At 45.7% G+C, this 26,554-nt stretch carries 23 protein-coding genes, 1 other RNA gene and 1 riboswitch; of the genes, 20 read left to right on the top strand and 4 right to left on the bottom strand.

The genetic code is table 11. The features are described from left to right. Positions 1-5: 5 nt before the first annotated feature. From M3221_RS07535 to M3221_RS07475, 13 genes are all read left to right on the top strand, one after another. A complete protein-coding gene (locus tag M3221_RS07535) occupies positions 6-2,243 on the top strand; it encodes a DEAD/DEAH box helicase (protein WP_251270890.1) in 2,238 nt (745 codons plus the stop codon). Between the two features lie 12 nt (positions 2,244-2,255). Continuing rightward, positions 2,256-3,479: a ribonuclease H-like domain-containing protein gene (locus M3221_RS07530; RefSeq protein ID WP_251270889.1), complete on the top strand. Its 1,224-nt coding sequence runs from the start codon at positions 2,256-2,258 to the stop codon at positions 3,477-3,479. 304 nt (positions 3,480-3,783) lie between these two features. After that, the gene (gene gpsB, locus M3221_RS07525) at positions 3,784-4,113 is read left to right on the top strand and encodes a cell division regulator GpsB (RefSeq protein WP_242233649.1); all 330 of its coding nucleotides are present in this window, start codon (positions 3,784-3,786) and stop codon (positions 4,111-4,113) included. 54 nt (positions 4,114-4,167) lie between these two features. Then, positions 4,168-4,563, top strand: an RNA gene (gene rnpB, locus M3221_RS07520) — RNase P RNA component class B. A gap of 90 nt (positions 4,564-4,653) precedes the next feature. After that, entirely contained in the window at positions 4,654-6,336 is a 1,683-nt protein-coding gene (locus tag M3221_RS07515) for a putative bifunctional diguanylate cyclase/phosphodiesterase (protein WP_251270888.1), read from the top strand. A gap of 22 nt (positions 6,337-6,358) precedes the next feature. Beyond that, positions 6,359-7,495, top strand: coding sequence for a THUMP domain-containing class I SAM-dependent RNA methyltransferase (locus M3221_RS07510; RefSeq protein ID WP_251270887.1), 1,137 nt, complete (start codon positions 6,359-6,361; stop codon positions 7,493-7,495). A 164-nt stretch (positions 7,496-7,659) separates the two neighbouring features. Continuing rightward, positions 7,660-7,759, top strand: a riboswitch (purine riboswitch). Between the two features lie 107 nt (positions 7,760-7,866). Continuing rightward, positions 7,867-8,451 (top strand): xanthine phosphoribosyltransferase, encoded by a 585-nt coding sequence (locus M3221_RS07505; RefSeq protein WP_251270886.1) that lies wholly within the window; start codon positions 7,867-7,869, stop codon positions 8,449-8,451. Further along, positions 8,448-9,752, top strand: coding sequence for a nucleobase:cation symporter-2 family protein (locus tag M3221_RS07500; RefSeq protein ID WP_251270885.1), 1,305 nt, complete (start codon positions 8,448-8,450; stop codon positions 9,750-9,752). Before M3221_RS07505 ends, M3221_RS07500 begins: the two co-directional genes overlap by 4 nt. A gap of 372 nt (positions 9,753-10,124) precedes the next feature. Further along, on the top strand, positions 10,125-10,538 hold the full coding sequence (locus M3221_RS07495; protein WP_251270884.1) for a hypothetical protein: 414 nt from the start codon (positions 10,125-10,127) through the stop codon (positions 10,536-10,538). Positions 10,539-11,063: 525 nt separating this feature from the next. Further along, positions 11,064-11,474, top strand: coding sequence for a DUF2512 family protein (locus M3221_RS07490; protein ID WP_251270883.1), 411 nt, complete (start codon positions 11,064-11,066; stop codon positions 11,472-11,474). Positions 11,475-11,792: 318 nt separating this feature from the next. Further along, the gene (locus M3221_RS07485) at positions 11,793-12,017 is read left to right on the top strand and encodes a hypothetical protein (RefSeq protein ID WP_251270882.1); all 225 of its coding nucleotides are present in this window, start codon (positions 11,793-11,795) and stop codon (positions 12,015-12,017) included. A gap of 148 nt (positions 12,018-12,165) precedes the next feature. Then, entirely contained in the window at positions 12,166-12,378 is a 213-nt protein-coding gene (locus tag M3221_RS07480) for a KTSC domain-containing protein (RefSeq protein ID WP_251270881.1), read from the top strand. 86 nt (positions 12,379-12,464) lie between these two features. Next, positions 12,465-12,719, top strand: a complete 255-nt coding sequence (locus tag M3221_RS07475) for a DUF2188 domain-containing protein (protein ID WP_251270880.1) — start codon at positions 12,465-12,467, stop codon at positions 12,717-12,719. 49 nt (positions 12,720-12,768) lie between these two features. Here the strand turns inward: M3221_RS07475 and M3221_RS07470 are convergent, their stop codons facing one another. Genes M3221_RS07470 through M3221_RS07460 form a run of 3 tightly spaced genes read right to left on the bottom strand, consistent with a single transcriptional unit; the run spans position 12,769 to position 18,199 of the window. After that, positions 12,769-15,090: a VWA domain-containing protein gene (locus M3221_RS07470; protein WP_251270879.1), complete on the bottom strand. Its 2,322-nt coding sequence runs from the start codon at positions 15,088-15,090 to the stop codon at positions 12,769-12,771. Between the two features lie 17 nt (positions 15,091-15,107). Further along, positions 15,108-16,529, bottom strand: a complete 1,422-nt coding sequence (locus M3221_RS07465; protein ID WP_251270878.1) for an S-layer homology domain-containing protein — start codon at positions 16,527-16,529, stop codon at positions 15,108-15,110. Positions 16,530-16,555: 26 nt separating this feature from the next. Continuing rightward, complete coding sequence (locus M3221_RS07460) at positions 16,556-18,199, bottom strand: hypothetical protein (protein ID WP_251270877.1); 1,644 nt, start codon at positions 18,197-18,199, stop codon at positions 16,556-16,558. Positions 18,200-18,418: 219 nt separating this feature from the next. Between M3221_RS07460 and M3221_RS07455 the strand changes: the two genes are divergently transcribed. The 5 genes from M3221_RS07455 (at position 18,419) to M3221_RS07435 (ending at position 25,150) form a co-directional block, all read left to right on the top strand. Then, positions 18,419-18,889 carry a chemotaxis protein CheX gene (locus tag M3221_RS07455; protein ID WP_251270876.1) on the top strand — a complete coding sequence of 157 codons (471 nt, stop codon included), beginning with the start codon at positions 18,419-18,421 and terminating at the stop codon, positions 18,887-18,889. 735 nt (positions 18,890-19,624) lie between these two features. Then, the gene (locus M3221_RS07450; RefSeq protein ID WP_251270875.1) at positions 19,625-23,248 is read left to right on the top strand and encodes a dynamin family protein; all 3,624 of its coding nucleotides are present in this window, start codon (positions 19,625-19,627) and stop codon (positions 23,246-23,248) included. Then, the gene (locus tag M3221_RS07445) at positions 23,235-23,414 is read left to right on the top strand and encodes a hypothetical protein (RefSeq protein ID WP_242233663.1); all 180 of its coding nucleotides are present in this window, start codon (positions 23,235-23,237) and stop codon (positions 23,412-23,414) included. The genes M3221_RS07450 and M3221_RS07445 overlap by 14 nt, the downstream gene beginning before the upstream one ends. A gap of 4 nt (positions 23,415-23,418) precedes the next feature. Continuing rightward, positions 23,419-24,246 (top strand): sulfurtransferase, encoded by an 828-nt coding sequence (locus tag M3221_RS07440; protein ID WP_251270874.1) that lies wholly within the window; start codon positions 23,419-23,421, stop codon positions 24,244-24,246. A gap of 1 nt (position 24,247) precedes the next feature. Then, the gene (locus M3221_RS07435) at positions 24,248-25,150 is read left to right on the top strand and encodes a 5'-3' exonuclease (RefSeq protein WP_251270873.1); all 903 of its coding nucleotides are present in this window, start codon (positions 24,248-24,250) and stop codon (positions 25,148-25,150) included. A 69-nt stretch (positions 25,151-25,219) separates the two neighbouring features. Here M3221_RS07435 and M3221_RS07430 read toward each other — a convergent pair whose 3' ends face one another. Continuing rightward, complete coding sequence (locus M3221_RS07430; protein ID WP_251270872.1) at positions 25,220-25,606, bottom strand: ribonuclease HI family protein; 387 nt, start codon at positions 25,604-25,606, stop codon at positions 25,220-25,222. 52 nt (positions 25,607-25,658) lie between these two features. On the opposite strand from M3221_RS07430, the gene M3221_RS07425 reads away from it, so the two are divergent. After that, positions 25,659-26,315 carry a reverse transcriptase-like protein gene (locus M3221_RS07425; RefSeq protein WP_251270871.1) on the top strand — a complete coding sequence of 219 codons (657 nt, stop codon included), beginning with the start codon at positions 25,659-25,661 and terminating at the stop codon, positions 26,313-26,315. A gap of 22 nt (positions 26,316-26,337) precedes the next feature. After that, on the top strand, positions 26,338-26,514 hold the full coding sequence (locus tag M3221_RS07420; protein WP_242233667.1) for a zinc-finger domain-containing protein: 177 nt from the start codon (positions 26,338-26,340) through the stop codon (positions 26,512-26,514). Positions 26,515-26,554: the final 40 nt, after the last annotated feature.

The following is a 26,554-nucleotide window of genomic DNA, read 5'->3' as shown; positions in this document are numbered from 1 at the left end:
GGGCAATGTGGAAAAAAACACTTGTAGAGATGATTGAAGAGCTGCGGCAGGATGAAAATGTCATCCACTGGCATGAATTGGAGCCAGTAGAAGCAAAAACACGTCCGATGCCGGCTTTTTTGGATGAACGGCTGAAAAGGGCACTGGAAGCACGCCGAGTGCGCGAGTTATACACCCACCAATATTCAGCTTTAGAAGCTGTGCAAAAAGGAGAAAATATTGTAGCAGTGACCCCGACCGCTTCGGGCAAAACGCTTTGCTATAATTTGCCGGTCCTGCAAAAAATTGCGGAAGATTCAACAAGCAGGGCTCTTTATTTGTTTCCGACGAAAGCACTGGCACAGGACCAAAAAAGTGAATTAAACGAAATGATTGCCGAAATGGGTGCCGATATTAAAAGCTTTACTTATGATGGAGATACGTCGCCGACGATCCGCCAAAAAGTCCGGCAGGCGGGGCATATTGTGATGACCAATCCGGATATGCTTCATTCGGCTATTTTGCCAAACCATACAAAATGGGTCAGTTTGTTTGAGAACTTAAAATATATCGTCATTGATGAACTGCATACGTACCGCGGTGTATTCGGCAGCCATGTTGCGAATGTGATTCGCCGCTTGCTGCGTATTTGTGCTTTTTACGGAAGCAGCCCGCAGTTTATTTGTACGTCTGCCACGATTGCCAATCCGAAAGAACTCGCTGAAGCGTTAACGAACCGGCCGATGCGGCTGATCGACAACAATGGAGCACCACGGGGGCGGAAGCACTTTGTTTTTTATAATCCGCCGGTTGTGAATGAACCACTGAATATTCGTCGTAGTGCGACGGTTGAAGTAAACCGCCTGGCGCAGGAATTTTTAAAAAATAACATTCAAACGATTGTGTTTGCGAGAAGCCGGGTCCGGGTTGAAGTGATTTTAAGTCATATTCAGGAACTGGTGAAGCGGGAGATCGGCCCGAAAACGATTCGCGGCTACCGGGGCGGCTACTTGCCGAAGGAGCGGCGTGCGATTGAGCAGGGGCTTCGAAGTGGAGACATTTTAGGCGTGGTCAGTACGAACGCGCTGGAGCTTGGTGTCGATATTGGACAGCTGCAGGTCTGCGTGATGACCGGCTATCCGGGCAGTATTGCAAGCACCTGGCAGCAGGCCGGCCGTGCCGGGCGGCGTCATGGGGAAGCAGTTATCATTATGGTGGCAGGCTCGGCGCCGATTGACCAGTATGTCGTGCAAAATCCCGATTATTTCTTTGAGCGAAATCCTGAATCAGCCCGCATTAATGCCGAAAATTTAATTATTTTAGTTGATCATTTAAAGTGCGCAGCGTACGAGCTGCCGTTTCGGGAAGACGAACTGTTCGGCCCGATGGAGGTAGGCGAAATCCTGGAATATTTGCAGGAGGAGCGGGTTCTTCATTACAATGGAGGCAAATATCACTGGTCTCATGAATCATTTCCGGCGACCAATATTTCTCTTCGCTCGGCTGCACAGGAAAATGTCGTTATTGTTGATCAGACTGAAACAGCTAATGTAAAGATTATCGGCGAAATGGACCGGCTCAGCGCGATGACGCTTTTGCACGATGAAGCGATTTATTTGCACGAAGGAGTGCAGTTTCAAGTAGAAAAGCTGGATTGGGAGCACAAAAAAGCATACGTCCGCCAGGTGGATGTGGAATATTATACAGATGCTAATTTGGCGGTTCAGCTGAAAGTACTGGAAATAGACCGGACGCGGGAGCAGTCGCTTTCCTCTGTTCATTACGGTGACGTCACGGTGAATATATTGCCGACCATCTTTAAGAAAATTAAATTGACGACTTTCGAAAACATTGGCTCCGGGCCGATTACACTGCCGGAAGAAGAAATTCATACGAGTGCAGTCTGGCTAGAGCTTAAAATCGATGAGCCTGAAAAATCACTGGAACATTTACTCATGGGCATTGCGAACGTTCTGCATCATGTAGTTCCCATCCACACAATGTGCGACCGGAGTGATATTCACGTCGTTTCACAAATTAAAGCGGCCCATACAGGACTGCCGACTATTTTTTTATATGATCATTATCCGGGCGGCATCGGTCTTGCAGAAGATGTGTACAAGCGGTTCGACAGTGTCAAGGCGGCGGCCATTGATTTGATTCGCAGATGTCCGTGTGAAAACGGCTGTCCTTCCTGCGTTGGCATGGGGTTTGAGGGAATGAATGTGAAGCAAAAAAGCATTGAGCTGCTCAACCGGTTTTAAGGGGGGCTAACAATGAGTTTAATGAAAAAGCTGCAGCGGCAGAAAAAGCATATTGTACGTGATGGGGAAAAACCGGCTGCCAAAAAAGTGGAAGCACCAAAAGAGATTCGGCATTGGGAGACGTGGAAGGCAGCGGGAGCCGAGCTGTTTGAATTTGAAGGGGAATATTGCATCACACGTGAAACGCACCATCCGCTCGACACGCTCCACGGCTTGTATACATTTAGTGAGGCGCAAAAAACGATAGCACAGTGGTCATCTTTTAGTGGACATCATCCACTGTCGGCTAAAGGATTTCATCCATCTGATTTATACTTCTTTGATATTGAGACGACCGGGCTCAGCGGTTCAGGAAGTGTTATTTTTTTACTTGGAACCGCGCGCATTCATGACCATCAAGTGACGGTTAAGCAATTTTTTCTTCCTTCTCCAGGCAATGAAACGGCACTGTATGCGAAATTTCTACAGGAAACCGACTATACAACCCTGGTCACATACAATGGAAAATCATTTGACTGGCCGCAGGTAAAGTCACGTCATACGTTTGTACGCGAGCGGGTGCCGGCGCTGCCGGCTTTTGGACACTTTGACCTTTATCATGCATCCCGCCGGCTTTTTAAGCATACAATGGATTCCGTTAAGCTTGTCAACGTAGAAAAAGAGCACCTCGGACTCCAACGGGTGAATGATGTTCCCGGCCATCTGGCACCGATTATTTATTTTGATTTTATCGATCGGGGAGATCCAGAGGGTGTCCTGCAGGTGATGAAGCACAACGAGCGCGACATTTTAAGCTTAATTACTTTATATACGCATATCAGCCGTCTCGTGCTTGATGAAGAAGGAGGAAGTGATGACCAAACGACTCTTGAGGTAGGGAAGTGGTTTGAAGCATCGGGAAACCGTGCGGCAGCAAAAGAATCCTTTCAAAACGCTGCGAAGAGCAGCCGGGATGACGTCGCTTTAGATGCGGCGTTCCGGCTTGCGATACAGCTGAAAAAGGAACATTCTTTTGAAGAAGCGGTGCAGCTGTTTACCCGTGTCCGTCAGGCTGGGGCGGACCGCTCCATCGAGGCAGCCGTTGAGCTGGCCAAGCTGTATGAGCATAAGTGGAAAGATATTCCGATGGCGGTAAGAGAAACCAAATGGGCCCTGCAGCAAAAGCAGGAAAATCCGGCAGTCGAAGCCGCGCTGTTACACCGTTTGTGCCGGCTTGAAAAAAAGTTGTCGAAATAACCCGAAAATGACTGTCATATAGTTGTAACTTTTTTAAAAACACCGTAAAATGATAAATGGTTGTTTTTGAGATAAACTATAAATATGGGGTGAATGACAGGTTGTATCGTGCAATTCTATTTTTATTTTTCGTGTTTGTCGGCTTAACTGCATTCGTATTAACAAACTTAAAAGATAGTTTTTACGCATTGTTATAAGGAAAGAAAAAACCTCTTGGCTGCCTGCTTTCCGATTGACAAACGACCCTGTTTTTGAAACAATTAATGAAAAAATAGGCAGGATTCGATGAAGGTGGTGCAAGGCAATGTTGTCGGATAAACTTAAGTTAACAGGAAAAGATATCCTGGAAAAAGAATTTAAAACATCGATGCGGGGCTATAACCCGGATGAAGTAGATCAATTTTTAGACCTTGTCATAAAAGACTATGAAGTATTTCAGCAGGCAATTGAAGAGCTGCAGCAGGAAAACTTGCGCTTGAAAAAAGAAAACAGCACGATTTCAGCCCGGAAGCCGATTCCGGAAGCGCCAATTCGCCAGCAGCAGCCGGCTCCGGGATCAACCAATTTCGATATTTTAAAACGCTTATCGAATTTGGAACGCCACGTTTTTGGCGACCGTCTCCATAATGAATAAATTACCATTGCGAAATCTCGCGGTTTCTTTTATAATAAGGAACGAAATCGAATAACGTTTGGGTAATCGCTGTGAGTCTTGAGCTCGCAGAGGAAAGTCCATGCTCACACAGTGCTGTGATGCCTGTAGTGATCACGCCTGGCGAAACCATAAGCCAGGGCAGCAATTTAGTTTGCTGACGGCAGGGAAAACACCTACGTCCTTCTTGGATATGGTGTGAATACCTTGAAAGTGCCACAGTGACGTAGCTTTGCTAGAAATGGCAAAGGTGGAACGAGGTAAACCCCGTGAGTGAGCAACCCAAATTTTGGTAGGGGCACTTTCCGGACGAAAACGAACGAATGGAAAGGTGAAACATATAGGTGTTTCGCAGATAGATGATTGCCACCGGAGTACGAGGCCATACCCTGGCCGTTTGTAGTACAATGGTACAAAACATGGCTTACAGAACGTTATTCAGGGTTTATGAAATCTAACTAACACAGCTCTCCTTTATAGGGGAGCTTTTGTTCTATTTGGCGGGGGAGCTGACTCCTTTTTATGAAGGATTATCCAAAACAAATTAATGAATTAATCATCCACAACATCCGTGAAGGCGTGATGGTTACGGATAAAACGGGTGCCATTTTATTTGTAAATCCAGCGTTTCAAGTAGTGACTGGCTACAAAGCAGAAGAAGTGATTGGAAAACAGCCGAGCTTTTTACAGTCGGGTCTGCACAATCGCTCATTTTATGAACAAATGTGGAAAACCATCACACAAAAAGGACAATGGAGCGGTGAAATATGGAACCGGCGCCGCAACGGTGAGCTTTATCCAGAGTGGCTGACCATTTTGGCCGTGCATGATGACCAGGGAAAAGCGGAACACTATATTGGTGTTTTTACCGATATTTCCGATCAGCGCTCGGCAGAAGCAGAAGCACAAAGACTGGCTCATCAAGATGCTTTAACGGGAGTGGCCAACCGTTACGCTTATTATACGCGAATGGCTTCTGTTGTAGAAACTTCTCAAACATACAATCAAAAATTAGCTGTATTTTTACTTGATTTGGATCGTTTCAAACAAATTAACGATACGTTCGGTCAAAAAGCGGGAGACGAGCTGCTGATGGATTTAACCAGCCGCCTGAAACGGCTGCTTGGCAATAAAGATATGATCGCCAGGCTCGGGGGAGATGAATTTTCTATTACGCTGACCCATATCCGTCACGAACGTGAAGCTTTTCAGCTGGCGGAAGCGGTTATTTCTTCTTTTTCAACTCCTTTTCATATTGCAGGGCAGGATATTTATATCTCAGCGAGCATAGGCATCAGTTTTTTTCCTGAAGATGGCCGTGACGTGGAAACGTTAATTCGGCATGCAGACAAAGCAATGTACCATTCTAAACAAACAGGACGGAACCGTTTTTCGGTTTACCGTGAAGAGATGAATGAGGAAACGAAAGAAGCCCTGACCATGGAAATGGAGCTGCGCCGTGCCATTGAGCGAAATGAATTGATGCTTCATTATCAGCCGCAGGTTGATGCAGTTTCTAAAAGAGCAGCGGGTGCAGAAGCGCTGCTTCGATGGCATAATAAGCATTACGGCGATATACCGCCTGCAGTTTTTATTCCGCTGGCAGAAAAAACCGGCCTGATTATTCCGATTGGAAAATGGATTATAAGGCAGGTATGCCGTGATTTACATACATTGAGCCGACATGGGTTTACCGATTTACCGATTGCGGTAAATATATCGGCTTTGCAATTTTTACAGGATGGATTTGTGGAAACCGTCCAAGCTATTTTATATGAAGAAAATATTCTGCCGGAGCGTCTCGAGCTGGAGTTAACGGAAAGTACCGTTATGCCAGACGCACAGTCTTCAATCCAAAAGCTGGATCAGTTAAAAGGGCACGGCTTTCGGTTATCCATTGATGATTTTGGGACAGGGTATTCGTCGCTCAGTTATTTGCGCCGATTTCCTATTGACCAGCTGAAAATCGACCGAAGCTTTATTCAGCTGATGGATGAAGACGAGGATGATGCTTCAATTGTGGAAGCCATTATTACGATGGCGCATCGCCTTCATTTGAAGGTTGTGGCCGAGGGTGTTGAAAACGAGCGTCAATTTGAGCTGCTGCAGGAAGAGTCATGTGATATCGTTCAAGGCTATTTTTATTCAAAACCGATTTCTTTATCCGAGCTGATCACTTTTTTACAAAATGATGGGCCGAAATGAATCGATACGAAAAGAGGATGTTATGTATACATTAATCGCAACTGCTGCGATGGGACTTGAAGCCATCGTAGCCAAAGAAGTAAAAGATCTTGGATACGAACCGAGAACAGAAAATGGAAAAGTGTATTTCGAAGGAGATGCCTCTGCGATTGCACGCTGCAACATGTGGCTGCGTACAGCTGACCGTGTAAAAGTGGTTGTGGCTGAATTTTACGCCAAAACATTTGATGAGCTTTTTGAGAAAACAAAAGCGCTTCGCTGGGAGGACTACCTGCCAAAAGACGCCTCGTTTCCTGTACAAGGGAAGTCCGTTAAATCTACCCTGTTTAGTGTTTCTGACTGCCAGGCGATTGTGAAAAAAGCCATCGTAGAGCGGTTAAAATCCGCTTATCACGTGGAAACGTGGCTGGCTGAAACAGGAGCGCGTTTTCCGCTTGAAGTGGCTCTTTTAAAAGATAAAGTAACCTTGACAATTGATGCAAGCGGTGCCGGCCTGCATAAGCGCGGCTACCGGACCGGGCAGGGAGAAGCGCCGCTGAAAGAAACGCTGGCCGCTGCCCTTGTCCAGCTGACAAATTGGTACCCTGACAAGCCGTTTGTAGACCCGTTCAGCGGCTCTGGTACCATCCCAATTGAAGCAGCACTGATCGGCCAGAATATCGCTCCAGGATTTAACCGAGAATTTATTTCCGAAGGATGGGACTGGATCGGCGGGAGTATTTGGGATGAGGTACGAACGGAAGCAGAAGATAAAGCGAATTACGATCAGCCGCTTGATATCGAAGGGCTGGATGTAGATCCGAAAATGGCCCGGATTGCCGAAGCGAACGCGTTCGAAGCAGGGCTTGGTGACTTGATCCGGTTCCGCACAGAAGATGCAACGAAATTTCAAACCGATAAGGAATATGGTGTAATTGTTGGCAATCCGCCGTACGGAGAACGCCTCAGCGACCGTCCAGGCGTTGAAAAGCTGTATGCTGATTTAGGACGTGCTTTTAAGCCGCTCGATACGTGGTCCATTTATGTATTAACGTCTCATGAAGGATTTGAAGAAGTATATGGCCGTCCGGCTACGAAAAAACGCAAGCTGTTTAACGGATTTATCCGCTGTGATTACTATCAATACTGGGGCAAACGTCCGCCTCGCCACGAAAGTTAATCATCGAAAAAGCCTTTGACTATTTTGCGGTCAAAGGCTTTTTCTGCTCTATAAAATGCCTTGCGGTGAGAGTACGTGAAAAGAAAACGAATAATCAGAAAACAAAAAAATAAAATGTTCGTGTTTTGTATTGATTTTCTCAAATGATATGCTATTATAATGATTATCAACTAAACATATTCACTCATATAATCGCAGGAATCGGCCTGCAAGTTTCTACCGGACACCGTAAATGCTCCGACTATGAGTGAACAAGAGAACGGACCCGTCTGTTCGAAGCCTGAAGGCATTGTTCACTCTTTTTTGAGGAATACGTTGCGCTTCAGGCTTTTTTTATGCCTGAAGACGAATCAAAGGAGGAAACCTACACCATGAAGCGTCTTCATGAAAAAATGGAACAGGACGGACGCGTGCTTTCTGAGCACGTTTTAAAAGTAGATTCGTTTTTGAATCACCAGATTGATCCGCAGTTAATGAAAGAAATCGGAGAAGAATTTGCCCGGTTGTTCGAGGGAGCAGGAATCACAAAAATTCTCACATTGGAATCGAGCGGGATTGCTCCATCTGTGATGGCCGGCCTTGTGTTAGGGGTGCCGGTTGTGTTTGCACGCAAGCGCCAGTCTTTAACAATGACGGATGATTTGCTGACGGCGGATGTATATTCTTTTACAAAAGAAACAACCAACCGGATTGCGGTTTCTCAATCTTTCTTGAGCGAAGACGATACAGTGCTGATTATTGACGACTTTTTGGCAAACGGCCAGGCAGCGCTTGGCTTAATGGATATTGTAAAGCAGGCAGGAAGCAAGATTGCCGGAATCGGCATCGTGATTGAAAAGTCGTTCCAGGACGGACGAGCTTTATTGGAAAAAGAAGGCGTACGGGTAGAGTCACTTGCCAGAATCGAATCTCTTCATGATGGAAAAATTCAATTTAAAGTGGAGGTACACCAATGAAACCGACACGTTTAAAAACCGCTTCGCTCGGTATTCAGCATGTGTTAGCGATGTATGCAGGAGCAGTGATTGTGCCGCTGATTGTAGGCGCAGCGGTCGGTATGACGCCGGCTCAGTTAACGTACCTTGTCTCAATTGATATTTTTATGTGCGGAATTGCCACGCTTCTTCAAGTATACCGCGGCAAATGGATCGGCATCGGCCTGCCAGTTGTACTCGGCTGTACCTTTACCGCTGTCAGCCCGATGATTGCCATCGGGACGGCAAATGGCGTTTCCGCTATTTACGGCGCGATTATCGCTTCTGGTATTTTCGTATTGGTCATTGCCCCATTTTTCAGCCGGCTTGTCCGTTTTTTCCCGCCGGTCGTAACGGGTTCCGTTGTAACGATTATTGGTGTTACCCTTATCCCAGTAGCGATGAACAATATGGGCGGCGGACAGGGAAGCCCTGATTTCGGCTCTGCCGAAAATCTTACGCTTGCGTTTGCAACGCTTGCTGTCATTATTGTGATGTATCGCTTTTTCAAAGGATTTGCCCGGTCGATCTCTGTTTTGCTTGGACTGCTGTTTGGAACGCTCCTGGCATTCTTTATGGGCAAAGTCGATTTCTCAGCTGTCGCGGATGCTTCGTGGTTCCATTTGATTCAGCCGTTTTATTTTGGAACCCCGTCATTTGAATGGACAGGCATTTTAACGATGATTTTAGTGGCGATGGTCAGCCTCGTTGAATCAACAGGCGTGTACTTTGCTATTTCAGATATTTGTGATAAAAAAGTAGAAGAAAAAGATTTAGCCAAAGGATACCGTGCAGAAGGACTGGCAATTGTACTTGGCGGCATTTTTAACGCATTTCCGTATACAGCTTTTTCACAAAACGTCGGACTTATGCAGCTTTCAGGCGTGAAATCACGCAGCGTCATTTTCTATACAGCCGGCTTTTTAATCATCCTTGGACTTGTACCCAAAATCGGCGCTTTCACAACGATTATTCCATCCAGCGTATTAGGCGGCGCGATGGTCGCGATGTTCGGAATGGTTGTTGCGCAGGGCGTTAAAATGCTCGGCCGCGTTGATATGAATGCGCAGGAAAACTTGCTTATTATTGCTTGTTCGGTCGGTCTGGGTCTTGGTGTAACAGTAGTGCCGGACTTGTTTAAAGGTCTGCCAGGCGGCCTTCAAATCCTGACAGGCAACGGCATTGTAGCCGGCAGTATGACGGCGATCATCCTTAATATCGTATTTAACGAATTAGGCCGTAAAAAAGCATCGGTTTCTGTAGTAGAAAACAAAGTTTCGTAATAAAAAACTCTCATGTTTTAAAGACGTCATCTTCATTTCTTTCGATTAAAAGAAATGAAGGTGGCGTTTTTTTGTATGCAAAAAAACGTTAAACGATGAAAGGAGTTTACCTTTTCGTTTCAGCCGGCTTTCGATTATTTTTCCTCAGCAAAGAAATCCTAAGGGTGCTGCGTTTATATGAGCGGCGACCGATGTTTTGAGCGGCATGGATTTGTGCAAATTAAAACAGAAATCAACGGCTGTTTAAGTCCAAATGAAGCAAAAGCATCGGATAAAGCAGAATAGTGACCCGATCAATTAGGTACATACAGGTGCAGGGCATTGGCAGAGGTCTCCACCTGCGAAAATGATAAATAGAGGAGAAGTTTTAATATGGAGAAAAAATCATTGAACATTTTAATCACGGAGCATCGAGCGAAACAGAAGGAACATCAGGATAAAGCAGTCGCTCCGCCGGAACTAAGAGCCAGTGCAAAAGAAATCTTTGAACGGGCGAAAGAGGAAGCCGTTGTGGATTATGAGGAGAAGCTGCCGGCAGTTCTTGCGGAGATTGAAGCCGCAAAAGCGCATTATCTTTATGCTATTGCGTCTTATTCAGCGCTGAAAAAAGGCGTTAATCAAAAGATTATCGAAGCCGGACGTGAAGTTGGAAACGATTTTCAAGCGCTGGACCTGCCAAATCTGCGCGATATTGCATGGTATTGCCGTGACGATGATCAAGCAGACGGTTCAAAGTATACCGTATTTGAAGACGAAATCAGAAAAGCGATTAGTAGGGTGTGGTAAAAAGATCAAGCGAATAAATCACATGCACGCGGTCAATGAAGAAGAGATTTAATTTTTAATGTGAAAAAATTTATAAAATCACGATTTAAGTAGTCGCATTTCGGATGGCCTTTTACTGTTGTACAGCCGATTAAGAGAAAATGCGGTAGCAGAATGGGCTTGGCTTTGAAGCTATTGATTGAGGACTGCCTGAAAAAACCTTATATTTAAGTGTTCAAGCAACCGTCGTCAAAGCCAGACTGCCACAACTTTACAAAATATTAACAAAACTCAAAATGTGTAAAATTCAAAATAAAAATATATAAACGTAGTTAACTAGCATGTTTATATACGAGAAGCACGCAGCTTATATGCCGGCTTGAAACGTCATTAACACCTGCAGTTTATATAAAGCATGAAGAGAAAGATAACAGCTTAATGACAAATTGTTACTTTTTTACATAAACATTAAAAAACATTAACTCTATGTTTATTATTTCTATAGAGGGTATTAACTGAGCATTGAAGAAAAAGGAGGAAATGTTTTTGGATCACGTTAAAGCGATTATGATTAAATTTGTGATGATTGCGATTACTTTAGGAATCGTACTTACTGGATTTTATCAGGGAGAGCTCAGTGATACCCTCCTTATTAGTGCCGTTCTTTCAGTTGTCGCGTATATCATCGGTGATTTGCTTATATTCCACAAAGAAGGCGATGACTACGAGCGTAAGGAAGATCACGTTCAAAGAAACGTCCTTGCTTCTGTGTCAGATGCGATACTAGCTTTTTTTGTTGTGTCGCTTATGGGCAGATCACTTTTAATTAACGGCGGGGATGTTTTAACAGCTGCATTTATTTCAGCCATTCTTGTTGCAGCGGGTGAATGGTTCTTCCATAAGTACCTAGACAATCATGTATTTGACGACGAACACGCTCACAATCATATAAGATAATGATCAAGTCAAAAATAGGCGTATTTTGAATAAGACGACATGGCTGATTAACAAAAAACTAAATAACAGATCTTTTTGAGCGGCCCCGTGCGGGCGGCTCGTTTTTGCTTTCAAAACAAACAAAAACAGAAGGTGACAGCGAGGAGAATATGTAGAATGAAATGAGCCGCTGGTGAAACAATAATAGCATCAGGTGTTAAGCGCTGGAAAGAGCAGTACGGCAGAAGATATTGTGTGATATACCTGCATTAAACAAACAGTTTTACGGCGTTTCATGTTTCGCCGGCTTTTTGAAATTTAAAAAAGGGGGAGAGATAAATGGAAATTTTGTATACGGGTGAAGAAATGGTCATTAAAGGTGACGAAACTTTACTGGCGAAAATTAAAGGAAAGAGTCTGGATGGTATCAATGTAAGCGGCATTCGTGTAAATGCTGATGAGCTTGCCAAGTTGTTTGACGCAGCCCGCGCCGAAGGGTCTGTAGAAAGCATAGGCCGTTACGCCCTGCTGAAAGAAAAATACCTGGCAGCCTACAACGCATAAAGAGCGGTCCTGAGCGGGATGGCTCTTTTTTTATATGGAACAGTAAGAGAAGCCGCTTTTTGTTTAAACAAAACGTTAAAAAGGAAAGTCTAAAGAAACCAACAGCGTTTATTTAAGATGAAAAAAGCAAGGAGGGAAGGCAGAGAAAATGGAAATGGCCCATGTCTTTTCTTCTCATTTAAAACGAGTCGGATACAATCCTTTTCACCAAATTCTTCGAATCGAGTTTCAGGACCAAAGTATTTATGACTATGAAGGGGTGCCTGAATATATTTACAGAAGTTTAATGAGAGCAGATTCACACGGCAAATATCATGCCGCGTTTATTAAAGACCGCTATAAGTACAGAAGAGTTTGGTGACGGAGAGAAATATTTTGTGTTTTTAAGCTGATGAACCGGGTAAAGATACCGTGATACAAATACCATCTCAAAAAGGAGGATTCCTTATGGCTGAGAACCATGAGCGCAATGAATATTTTGAAGAGCGGGCTGGTACAGACGAGGCGAGATTTCATGTTGTTCCTCACAGTGATGGTGAATGGGCTGTGAAAACAGAAGGGAAAGACGAACCCAATGACACGTTCGGTTCAAAATCCGAAGCAGTAGACGAAGCGAAAAAAATGGCAGAAGAAGCTGGAACAATGGCTATTATTCACGACGAAGATGGACAAATCGAAAAACAGCATAACTACCAAAGCTGACAGCAGTCAGCAAAAAAGGATGCCCTCCATCAGGAAGGCATCCTTTTTATCATTTTAATATTATTGGGATCGTCCGGCTGCCAATCAAATTGCCGTCTTTATCAAAGGCAAGAAAAGTACCTTCGTCTTCTAATGCTAACGGATCAATTTCGGACCTGTCTTTTTTCAAAGCGAAATACCGCTGCCCTCTGTAGATCAAGTCATAATCGACGTCCCCGTCCGCTGCGTGGAAGCGGACGATAACACGCTCGACCTCACTGCAGCCTTCGTCAATAAACGTATCCATATAAAATGTATCCTTGGTCAGGCGAAGTGACGGTGAAGCAAAAACCGTGCCGGACGGCGAACAGCCAAGATAAAGCTCGCCGCAGGACAAATCACTTAAAATCGTCTGGTAAGCGGTACTGATCTTGCTGCTTTTTTCTACATGAAAATAGCGGCCGCCGGTTTCCTGTGCGACTTGCTGCAACAATGTTTCATTGAGCTGCTCTTTTGAACCGAGCCCAACAGTATAAACTGTGATACCTTGTCTTTTGGCTTCAGCTATTTGGTTAAGAACCTGCTGTTTATTTGATTTTCCATCTGTAACGAGAATGGCTACTTTTCTTGTGCCGGCTGTAAATCGGCTGAAGGCTTCATCCATCCCATCTGCGATATTGGTGCCGCCTGATTGAAAAACATTAAATAAACTATTGCTTGCAGCTGTCCATGAACGATCTGACCCGTATAAATGCATGCCCCGGTTGTTAAAATGAGTTGTTATATTCCATGAGGGCTTTAGTACTGAAAGCAATTCCTGTGACTTAGACACACGCAGCCGTTCGGGATCGCTTCGTTTCATACTGCCCGACGAATCAATAATGAATGCCACTTCCAAGTCTTCTCTTGCGCATCCTTCAACGGTTGAAAGGCCTGGATCATATAAAATCGATATGCTGTGTTTTGTCGACTTAATTTCGCTGTTTACTGCTTGATATCTCGAGTCCGTTTGAATCAATTCTGCATAAATGGTGTCTTCAACTGGTGAAGAAGAAGACAGTGAAGTCACCCATGCGGACACGGTTCCGTTTGAGAATGAAACATTGCTCGCTGATAAAAGAGCGCCTTTTGCTGAATAAAAGCGGACCTGTCCATTGTAATCGGAGATAATCTGTCCGCCCGGCTTTACGATTTTCGCTGTTACGTATGCCGTTGAATTGCCGTTTGCTGCAATCTTAGACTGGCTTGAAGATACTTGCAGCTCGGCTTTTGGTACATATGACAAATCAACTGTAACCGGCGTCCGATAGCACGCCATTCTTTCATTTACCGAGGTTCCTTCAGTAGCCTGTAATGAAATGGTGTCGTTTTTTCCTGTTGGTAAAGCAGGTGCTGTCACTTTTACCGTTACGTCCGGACCGTCAGTCTGTACGTAAGCGGATGAAGAAGCGGCCGAATAGTAGGGTTCTTCAGGCCAATATTCGTGCTCGTAATAGTCTTCATTAGAAATCATGCCGCCTGATTTTGACGAAGCTTGAAAAGAAAGAGACTCATCATAAGAAATGGGGTTGCCATAACAGTCTTTGAGCGACAAGGTGATGAACGTTGAATCAATGCCATTGGCAATAAGTGTTCTTTTTTCAATGTCTGCTGCCTGGAGACGCGAGTCGCCAGCAGGAGATCCGCCTGATGGCGGCGTTTCACCTTCAGGATTTGGAAACGTGACCGTTCCTTCCGGGAGAAAATCGGCAGGCAGCGGATATTTACTGTTGTCTTTACCTGAAGGGCTGGCATTTGTGCCCTTCATTTCACATTTGCCCTGCTTAGCAAGGCGATGCAGAAAAACAGCTGCTTCGGCACGGTTTAATGACTCGCCCGCTCCATAATCTGCAAAGTTTTTAATGCCTGTTTTTCCGCTTGAAAGCTGATTTATATACATATATTGAACAGCATAATACTCGTTTAAGTCGAAACCATGAAAAGCCGCCACGATTCGGGCAACCTGCCCACGGGTAACCGGCTTGTCCCGAAGTGTTGAATCGTTGTAGCCTTTAAGCGGAAGATGCTTGCTTTTGGCATACGCATATTGCGCAGCGGCCCAGTGGCGGTCGCCGGGCTGGCTTTTCGGCCATGTATCATCCGAGCAGTCATACCGGGTCAGCATGACGAGAAACTCCGCTTCCGTCAAAGTCCGTTTTGGCCCAAATGTTCCATTTGAGTATCCGGATATAATCTTATTTGTATAAGCCCAGTTAATAGATGTATAGGCCCAGTGATTGGAGCTGATATCAGAAAAAGGGACGGCTGCTTGTCCGGATCCGGATGAAACAAGGCCGATCATGATAAAAGCTAGCAAGAAAACGAATCGTTTGGTTTGAGTGAATACCTTCATAAAAGCCACCTTTTTGCTTATTGGAAAAATAACATATCATCCCGGTAATTCTGCTTTAAATCTTTTTCGAGAAAATGAAGAAATCGAATGGTCAGAGCAGATGCTTCTGCTCTTGTCATCGGCTTGGCCGGGTTAAAACGGTTGTTTAAATCACCATACACAAGACCAATTTCTGTTGCGACATATGCACTGTCCTTGGCCCATTTTGGAATAGAGGAATCATCCACGTAACCAGTATGGTAACCCGGATCTGGCGCACGGTGCTCAAGACCAAGGGCACGAATTAAAATGGCCACTGCTTCGGCCCGGGTAAGTGCGCTGTTTGGGCTGAACTTTGTTGCGCTGTATCCTTTAGAAATCCCTTTTGCTACGGCACTTTCGATGTATAAATAGTCTTTTTCCTGCGGGTCAAGATCAGTGAAAATCGCTTTTCTCGGTGTTTTTTGTTTTTTCGGCTGTTCTAGGACACGGATATCCGCCGCTTTCATGACCCCGACAATAAATGGATAACGGTTCATTTGTGTGCCTGGCGAGAAAAAGGAACTTGAATCATCAAATACACCGAGGGCATAAAGCTGTTCAATATTTTCCTTTGCCCAGTGTCCATTTAAGTCCCGGAATTTAGGCACAATCAGCCGTTCAATTAACGGAACTCTTTCCTGGCCGACTTGAACGGTTTTTTCAATACTGCTGCCGGGAAGGGTATAGGCGTATTCACCGATCATCGACTGCTCGCTAATACGAGCGTAGCCGCCGGTGAAACTCGATAGGTCCGGATCATGCGGTTCATATTGCAAAAATTTTGTTTTACTGTCGGATACTTTGCTCGTTATAAAGAAAGTACCTTCATTCGTTACAATCTCAGAATCGATCATTTGCGTTTCAGTCGCACCCCAGAAATTCTCATAACCGACATTTTTGCCGCTGAAATGAATGGTGACGAGCGCTTCATTGCTTTTTAGTTTATATGTTTTGCGCCCAGCCATATTTCCAGAATAGTAGTCTGAGGCAGGGCGGTTATCGGTAACGGTTCCCTGCGAGAGCTGATAATCATCCAGTGTATATGTTTCACTGCCAATCGTGATTTTTTCAGAATAACTTTTAACAGACGTTTGAGACGTTGTCTGGCTTTTTTCTGTTTTTACATTCATATCCGTCACGTAAGAAACACTGCGGGTCAGCTTATCTTTATCTCCTGGGCCTGTTAAGGTATAACGGTACGTTTCAGTCCGCTGGGTGGCTGTTTCACGCTCGGAGATCGTTACTTTTCCGCTGAACTGAACAGGCTGGCCGGATACAAATACATATTCTTCATACGTATACTCATTGTATACACCGCCGTTATAATCAAGCGGAGCGGCCGAGGCGGCTCCAGAAAAAAGAACAGAGGCAGCTAAAGAAAACAGAACTGCTGCGGTAAAAGCAAATAGCTTATTCATCGAAACATCCTTTCATTGAAAAATCATTAATTAACAAGAATAATCCGTCCTTTTACAATGGACTCGTGAACGATATACAGCCGGTCATGGATGTTCAATTCATCTGCTGAAATCACATGTCCATCACGGATAAAGGTCGTTTGTTCAATGTTCATATTTGAAATTAATCCTGCTTGATCCCATGCACCATTTGTCCAGCGGCTTACGTTACGGACAATAATTATTTTATGATCCTTTATCGCTTCCAGCCGTCCAACCGAAACAAGATTTGCAGATAATGCAGTTTCACTAATAAGGTGCATGCCGACAATGTGGCCGTCTGCTACATAAAAGTATCCGTAAGAACCGAGATGCTCTCTTACTTCATCCTGCTGCGGCACAATTTTAAGAACGCCTTTTCCAAAATCTTCAACGCTTGCTGTGTCATTGCTGAATGCAAGAGAAGGGCTTGAAGCAGGTGTCCATTTATTTTTCGATAGTTTTTGTGCATTGGATAAAGTCAGCTGGTAACCGCTTGTCCAATGAATACGACCAAAATAAAGAGCATGATTGACAAGATTCGGACTTTCAAAGCCATCGTTCGTAATATGGATAACGTTCGCATATTCGCTTTTTTGCCGCCCGTCTGTTACGACAAAAGCAGCTCCCTTAAACGGCAGGCTGTTGGGATCAACAATGCGTCCGTTTCGAATAAGAATGGTACCTGTGTGATACGAAACAGAACCTGATTTTTGAAGGGTCAGCTTTTTTTGAGCCAGAGTGACAGAAGAAAGAGGCTCATAAAAAGTCCGCTCATTGGTTTTCTTAATCACAATTCGTTCTACCACTTCCTTATTAAACTGCCGCACGGTAACAAAATACGCTTCATTGTTTTGATAATAGCGGGCTTTATCAATGGCAATCGGCTGATTGCCGATATAGATTGGCGTTTTCGCTGTGTATGTATAACTCGTCTGGCGTGGAAGTTTGTCATCCCATTTCCAGTCTTTAAATGTCGTTTCATTCTTAATCGTCAGTTTACGGCGAATCGGATCTATCGCTTGAATCGTTCCTTTGGCTAAACGCTCGATTTTGATTCCTTGTGTATTGACATCAATGGACTGTATATAAGAAGTGTTATAAGAAGAAAAGGTTAATTTCACCCGGTCACCTTCATATAAAACACTTAAGTCAACAAGAGTGGCTCCTTTGTAAACTTCTGTCTGGCCGTTAAGATAGTATGTTTTGGTTTGGCCGTTGTCGAAACGGATTGAAAGAAACCCTCCATTCGGGTCGATCCGGTTAATAGTGCCGGTGACTGCTCGATCGCGGGTGTCAATGGCTCCAGGAGCCTCATAAGACTTGCCGCTCATTGATTTAATCCGGCGAAGGTTCACTGTCGCTTCGATGGCCATCCCCGTTTTAAAAGCGTCAATGGTCACGCCGATTGAATTAACAGATAAGGCCGCTGTTGAATCAATTGCCCATGTGGCGGTTTTTCCCTGATCATTTTGTATAATTACCCCTGTGAGCCGTTTTTCACTTGTCTCATCGTCCATTTGCACGTACTCATAGACTGCTTCCACAAAAGTGCCTTTTACAACCGAAGCCGCATTGACTGGATGTACAAAAAGCCCGTTTGCAGCAAAGCAAATCAGGAGGCTGTAAAAAGCCCAAAAAAAGAAACGCATGCTAAATTCCTCCAAATTCTTAAGATATAATGACTAGATGAATAGTATATAAGTAGTGTATCGTCTTTTTTTTCCAAAAGTTAAGATGATGCACATTATTTTTATAAAATTGTCTAAACAAATAAAAAAATAGACCGATAGTACTGATGGCTTGGTGAAAAAGTGATGAAATATGGCTTTTCTTGTGAAATAAAAAGAACACATGGGGGTGCTAAAGTGGTGCAGATACAACAAGATCAAAATACGATTATTAAAGAAGTGCTTAACTGTGCAGTAGAATCAATTAAAGGGATTGTTCCATTAGAGCTGACAGTAGGCCGGCCGGCGCTTTTAAACGGATCTTTTAACCACCATGCGATTGGGGTATTTATTGGCATTACCGGTGATCTGCCAGGCCGTATTATTTTAGACGGACCGGAAAACGCGTTTGCCTGCCTTGGCGAGAAAATGTTTGGTATGCCGATTGAAGGTGAAATGGTGGAGTCCTTTGCGGGCGAAGTCGTAAACATGATTGCTGGGAATATGGGTGTGGCGCTGGCTGCAAAAGGAATCAAGATCGATATTACACCGCCAACGATCATTGTAGGCGATTCGAAAATTTCAGGATTTAAACAGGCCATTGAACTGCCGCTTTCGTTTAAAGAAGCGGGCGATTACCGGCTTGTGCTTAATATTGAAAAAGGCGCTTAAAGAAGCATCTTTCAAACTGTAGAAAAATTAAATTGATGAACGTGCACATGAATGGGGTGGACCGGCGGCGTCCGGGCAGCTCCGCTTTCCATGGGGCAGGCGCTGAGCCGAATTTCGCCTGGCGGCTCCACTGGTCTCAGCTGCCCTCCCACCGCCAAGTGGCTTGCGACAAGATTGAATAGAGCTCACAAAGTTGTATCTTTCTGTTTAAAAAGAGAGAATTTCTATTCAGTTCTTGCTTATGGATCTTCAACACTACTTAGTGAAGCCGGACGGACGAAGACTCCTGCGGGAAGTACAGTGAGTCGGGAGACCCCGCAGGCGCAGCCGAGGAGGCTCCCGCACTGCCCGCGGAACGCGAAGTCCGGCAGGTTTCACTTATCGTCTTTTTTCTAAAAGCGAAAGACTTTGAAAGGTGCTTAAAGAAGCATCTTTTTTTGTTGAGTTCTTTTTTAAAAGGTGATACCATATAAATGAGGATGAAAATTATTATCAATTAAGAAAGTGGGCGTTTGCATGATCTGGTTATTTGTTACCGCAACAGTCGTTACATATGGCGGTGTGATGAAATATGTGCTTGATCATACTGGAAAAGGAAGCAAAGCGCTTGTCTTAAAAAAATAAAGTGGCAGAGGGTACAGAAAACCGGCAGAAGCTGGGCTCTGTATCCTTTTTTATTGGGCCAAAATCGTATACAATAAAAAGAAAACGCTTTGCATCGAAAGGAATGTTCATATGGGAACGCAAACAGCTGAACGGACACTGGAAGGGATTCGCATACGCACCGCCGGTTTGTATGAGCAGTTTTTACATAATGGGGACACGGAGCGTGCTGATAAAGCCGCTTTGTTTTTGCGCAAGCTGCATGAAAAAGAATTGATTGTAGCGTTTTGCGGGCATTTTTCAGCTGGAAAATCAACGATGATTAATGAACTGACAGGAGAAGCGCTTCTGCCATCCAGTCCGATCCCGACGAGCGCCAATGTCGTGAAAATCAAGCCGTCTGAAGAAAATTTTGCGAAAATTCATTATCATCATGGGCGGCCGCTCCTATTCAAAGCGCCTTATGATATGAAACATGTTAAAAAGTTCGCCAAAGATGGCGATGAAGTGGCTTCAATCGAAATCGGGCATGCCGGCTCCAGCCTGCCGCCGGATGTAACGGTAATGGATACGCCCGGAGTAGATTCTACTGACGACGCCCACCGTATTTCCACGGAATCTGCGCTTCACTTGGCTGATATGGTTTTTTATGTGATGGATTATAATCACGTTCAATCCGAGCTTAATTTCATTTATACGAAAGAACTTTTGTCACATGGCGTAAAGCTGTTTTTAATTATTAACCAAATTGATAAGCACAAGGAAGAAGAATTGTCGTTTGATGCATTCCGCCAGTCAGTGAAAGACTCGTTTGCGACGTGGAATGTAGAACCGGAAGCGTTTTATTTTACGAGTCTGCGCAACCGTTCTCTTCCGTATAACGACTTTGAGAAAGTGCAGACACTGATTCAGGACAGTATCCGAAACCGGGAGCAGCTGGCGGAGCAGTCAGCGGAAACGATGATGAACCGCCTGGTGCATGAGCATATGGAATGGCTGGCCGAGCAGCAAAAACAAACGGCTGAGCCGCTCGAAGCGGTTGTAGCCGAAGCAGGCTCCCAGTCGATTGAGGAAAGAGAAGCAGCCATCCGCTCAGAAATGGAAAAGCGGGACGCCTCTCTTTGGCTCAAGCAATATGAAGCCAGCCGTGACGATGTATTAAAAAATGCGATTTTAATGCCGGCTGCCACACGTGAAAAGGCGCGCAGCTATCTTGAATCAACCCGTCCGGACTTTAAAGTCGGCTTGTTGTTTGCGAAAAAGAAAACGGAAGAAGAGCGGGAGCAGCGCCTTCGTTTATTTGTAGAAGATATCCAAAAACAAACGGAAGCGCAGCTTGAATGGGCCATCCGCCAGGTAAGCGCGGCCTGGATGAAAGAAAGCCGTCTGGACGACTCTGCACTTGCCTTGAAAGCAGAAGAGCTTTCCGTACCGGTAGATGCCTCTTTGGCAGTGGATGCCGTAAAGCCGGGAGCCGGTGTAACGGGAGATGCCGTTTTGAATTATGCCGAGGATGTTGCGTCTCTTGTGAAAAAGCGTGCTCGCGCTGTGTCAGAGGCGTGGAAAGAAGAAGCAGCGCCTGTCCTTACAGCGCAATTCAACAGTGAATATGGGCAATATGAAAAAGAGTATAAAGTGTGGGCGAAGCGGCTACAGGCAAAGCAAACGCTTGAGGAGCTTGAAAAGCAGCGGGAAGAAAGAGAAGCACTGCTTCGCCGCATCGTATCCGAAGAAGATCCGATTCTGCCGCGTATTGTGCAGACACTGCAGGAAAAGTGGCGGGCAGAAGATGCAGAAGCGGTTTTATATGACGGTGTGGAGCAGTGGCAGACAGAAGAACGAAGCAGTGTAGAGTTCATTGAGGCGTCCGAACAGCCTCAGCTTCTGGCAGCAGGCGACAAAGAAGCGGTTGTAAACAGGCTGCGCCAAATGGCAAAGCGCCTTCATCATATACCGGGGTTTGCCCGGTTTGTAGATGGTGCTCTGCAAAAAGCAGCCCGCCTTGAAAACCAAACGTATACGATTGCCCTGTTCGGCGCTTTTTCGGCCGGAAAATCATCGTTTGCGAACGCACTGCTCGGTGAAAAGGTACTGCCGGTATCGCCCAACCCGACAACGGCCGCTGTGAACCGTATTCACCCGGTAGACAGTGAGCATCACCACCGGACAGCCGATGTGCACTTAAAGCCGGAAGAAATGATGCTTCAAGACGTTAATGCCTCTCTTGGCCTGTTTGGCCGGAGTGCTGCGTCTCTTGAAGAAGCGGTTCAAATGGTGCCGGATGTTCTCGCTGCGAATGAAGGAGAAGGAAAAGAAAAAATTCACTTATCTTTCTTGCGGGCTTTCTCAGCAGGCTTTGACGATTATAAGGGACAGCCGGATGGAACGCTCCGCGTTGATCTTGATTTGTTCCGCCAGTTCGTAGCCGAAGAGCAAAAAAGCTGTTTTGTAAATTCGATCGATTTATATTATGACTGTGATTTTACACGGCTTGGCATTACACTAGTAGACACGCCGGGAGCAGACTCAATCAATGCCCGTCATACGGGTGTGGCATTTGAATACATTAAAAATGCCGATGCGATTTTGTTTGTTACGTATTACAATCATGCTTTTTCAAAAGCAGACCGCGAGTTTTTAATTCAGCTTGGCCGTGTAAAAGATGCGTTCGAGCTTGATAAGATGTTTTTTGTGATTAACGCGATCGACCTGGCAGCAGACGAAGAAGAACTAAACGATGTAAAAGCGTATGTTCAGGATCAGCTGCTTCAGTATGGAATCCGGTTTCCAAGGCTGCATGGTGTCTCAAGCATGCTGGCGGTTGAAGAAGCCATGCGAGGCGAGTGGGATCATCCGCAGTCAGGCATGAAGCCATTTAAAGAATCATTCCGTGCCTTTTTAACGGGCGATCTTGCCCAGATGGCCATTCAATCCGCTGAAGCGGAAGCCGAGCGGGGAGTCAGCCAGCTTCAAAAGCTGATTGCCGCTGCCAAAGAAAGTGTCCATCAAGGAGAGCAGAAGCGGGAAGAACTAACAACGAAGCAGGCCAAAATGACCGCAGCGATCGACGCTGAGACAACAGAGGTAGAACAAAAACGCTTGGCGCAGGAGCTCGATGAACTGGTTCATTATGTGAAACAGCGTGTTTTTTACCGGTTCTCAGATTTCTTCAAGGAATCGTTTAATCCAGCTACGCTGAGCGGCCAGCATGAAACGAAAAAAGCGCTTCAGCGGGCACTCGCAGAACTGCTTCAATCAGTCGGCTATGACCTTGCACAGGAAATGCGTGCCACATCCATCCGCGTAGAAAATCATGGCGCGAAATTGATGCAGGATAAGCAAGTACGGCTGACAAACAAAGCCAGCATGATTGAACCGGAACTGCTGCTCTCAAACGTTCAAACTGGAAAGCTTATCGTACCCGATTTTAAAACAGCTTTTGAGGATCAGCCGCTTGAGCCGTTTTCCGGTACGCTGTCCCTGTTTAAAAATGCAAAAGCCTTTTTTGAGAAAAATGAAAAGCAGATGATGATGCAAAAGCTGCAGGAGCAAATCGAACAGCTGGCAGACGGCTACTTATCCGAACAAAAAAGCCGGCTGTTCATGAGTGCGAACGAGTTTATTGAACAGGAAACCGAGGAACTAAAACAAGCGATGCACCTTGATGTAACGGAGCAGTTTGACGCGTGGCTTCTCCTATTCGAACAAACAGGCAATATCGAAGAGTGGGAGCAGGTTCTTCGTGACATTTCTTAATTCACGGTTTCACGCCTGTGCCACGTGCCGGCATTTCGAAGCCTCACGACAGCCAGGCGGAATGAAATATACATGCAGCCGGCTCGGGTTCGAGACGAAGCCGGATTACCGGTTTAACTGCTGGGACCCGAAGGAGCATGTAAAAAAGCTAATGAAAAAGGAGTGATTGGATGATCGTCACAACGGAGTGGCTGAGAGAGAAGCAGAATCAAAACCCGGATCAAGTGGTAGTGATTGACTGCCGGTTTGATTTAGCCGGCCCGGCAAAAGGAGCTGCTTTATATGAAGAAAGCCATATTCCAGGCGCTTATTATGCGCATTTAGATCATCATCTATCCGGTGAAAAAGGGCAGGGAGGCGGACGCCATCCGCTGCCGGATATGACGGTTTTTGCGGCGTTTATGGAAAGCTGCGGTGTATCGGATAACACGTTTGTGGTTGCTTATGATGATGGCGTATCGATGTTTGCCGGCCGTCTCTGGTGGCTTCTGACTTATGCCGGCCACAAACATGCCTGCATTTTAGACGGCGGCTTTTCTGCTTGGACAAGCGAAGGACTGCCGGTAACAAAGAAGCAGCCGGCGCGCAAAACAGGTGAGCTCACCCTTCAGCTTCAGCCGGGTATGATCGCCTCTGCCGAAGAAGTTGCAGAAGGGGGAGCGCTTTTAATTGACTCGAGGGCACCCGAACGCTATTTAGGAGAAGCCGAGCCGCTTGACCGGGTGCCAGGCCATATTCCAGGTGCGATCAACCGTTTTTTTGCCGAAGCGATGGAAAACGGCAAGTGGAAGCCTGCCGAAGCGCAGCAGGTACGGTTTGCCGGAATAGAGCCGGATGAGCCGGTTATTGTGTATTGCGGTTCAGGCGTATCCGCAACACCCAATATTTTAGCCCTGCAGCAGGCGGGCTTCACCAATGTAAAGCTTTATCCGGGCAGCTACAGCGAATGGTCAAGTGACGAATCGCGCCCGATTGAAACGGAAAGGCATGATCGATAAGATGACAACCAAGAAATTACTGCTTGTGGACGGAATGGCTCTTCTATTCCGTTCTTTTTTTCAAACGGCGCCGAGCGGCCGTTTTATGTTTAATGAAAAAGGCATTCCAACGAACGCTGTGCAGGGGATGATCCGTCATTTGTTTGCGGCGGCGGACCGTATTCGCCCAACGCACATTACAGTCTGCTGGGATATGGGAAAGGACACGTTCCGTACCGATATGTTCAATTCGTATAAAGCACATCGCCCGGCTCCGCCGGCAGAGCTTGCGCCGCAATTCGATTTAGCGCAGCAGGCATCGGCCGCGTTTTCTCTTCACAATGCCGGGGTAAGAAACTATGAAGCAGATGACTGCATTGGCACCATTTCCAAATGGACAAAAGGAGAGGAAACCTACATCTTGACCGGGGACCGGGATCTTTTGCAGCTGTTAAATGGCCACAATTACGTGTGGCTGCTGCAGACGGGCTATGGAAATTGGAAGGCATATGATGCCGAGCTGTTTCGTGAGGAATATGGGATTGAGCCGGAGCAGTTTCATTATGTGAAAGCACTGATGGGAGATGCAGCCGATGGCTATCCCGGTGTAAAAGGAATTGGAGAAAAAACGGCCCTGAAGCTCATTCGCGAGTATGGAACGACAGAAGGTGTATTAGCAGGACTTGACGGTATGACCCCTGCGCTTCAAAAAAAATTGCGTGAAGGGGAAGATATGCTGCGCATGTCGGAAAAACTGGCAGAAATCCATTGCGATGTACCGCTTGAGTGGACGTGGGAGCAGGCCGCTTTTACAGGTGCAACAGAAGAGGCCGTCCGCTTTATTGAAGAAAATGGAATGAAGGGACTGTCCCGCCTCGCCCGCCATACAGGCTATATAGAAGTAGATCCGTTTGGCTTTGATTGAGGCAGGACGTGTACATAATCATTTCTTTTTTTGAAGAAACTGATCAGGAGAAAGTCTCCAAAACACCGTTTAAGGGTTTGCCCGAATGGCGTTTTTGGCTTCCTGGTCTGCTTTATTTTGCTTCGATGGAATCCATTTAACAAAAAATAATGGGAATTCATCTGCCATCGTTAAAATGGTCTGCAGTAGCGGTTTATAATCCGGCTTATGGATATATTCTTTTTCAATAGCCGCTACAACCGTTTGAGAATCGCTCCGGAGTGAGATGGTCTGGGCGCCCCGCTCCCTGCACAGCTCAAGTGCTTTAATGACAGCAGTAAACTCGGCTGCATGCGTATCCATTTCCCCAAGCGGAATGGAAAATCGTTCTGTCTTGCCATCCCAGCGAATCACGACACCTGCGCCTGCCCGGCCGGGATCGCCGGTTGAGGCTCCATCTGTATATACTTCAAACATATTGATTCCCCCCGATCTTTTCTTTTTTATTTTAAAGAATGGAGGCAGCGAAATGCAAATGACAATCCGCTTTATGTATGATTTTAAAGGTGTGAAAACGACGTTTACGTCCCAACCGATTGACCGGCACCTTGTGCAGAAAACCGCCGATGACCTGCTGAAAACCGGCCGCGTGAAAGAAGTAGAGATCATGGATGAGCTTGGCCAGGAATGGACATTGAAGGAATTTAAAAAGCTGAATGAAAAACTGGACGAAGAGCCGGAAAATATTACGGTGCTGTTTGATGGCGGCTTTGACGTCGAATCGGCCAGTACAGGGGTGGGTACGGCGATTTACTACACAAAAGGCGGCCGCCGCTACCGGCTGCGTGAAAATGCCCGGCTTGAAGGGCTTGATTCAAACAATGAAGCAGAATATGCAGCTCTTTACTTTGCCATGCAAAAGCTCGAGGAACTAGGGGTAAACAGCCAGCCGGTGACCATCACAGGTGACTCGCTCACCGTGTTGAACCAGCTTGGCGGGGACTGGCCGTGCTTTGAGGAAAGCCATGCCCGGTTTCTGGCGCGGATCGAAGAAAAAATTGCATCCATGCGACTCAAGCCGCTTTACAAACCAGTGGATAGAAGGCACAATAAAGAAGCTGACCAGCTTGCGAGGCAAGCACTCGAAGGCACACCCATCTCAAGTCATGCCGAGATTGGGAGTTAATGGGAAAGGCAGGTGCCACGTGTTGAACCGAACAGAACTTTTGCTTGAAGTAGAAGAGTTACTGAATACGTACTGCAAAGACTGCCTCGTGAAAAATACACTGCGTAAAGAAAGAGGCAAAACCGCTGCTCATAAATTTTGTATTACTCAATGCACAATCGGAGAAAAATTAAAACAGTACGGAGATAAGCTTTCTTAAGCCGGCCTATGCCCGGCTTTTTCCTTGTTTGAAAGGAATA

It is taken from the genome of Domibacillus indicus (assembly GCF_023715895.1).
GTDB lineage: Bacteria > Bacillota > Bacilli > Bacillales > Domibacillaceae > Domibacillus > Domibacillus indicus_A.
The sequence above is the reverse complement of the archived record's forward strand: the minus strand, read 5'-3'. Positions and strand labels throughout refer to the sequence as shown.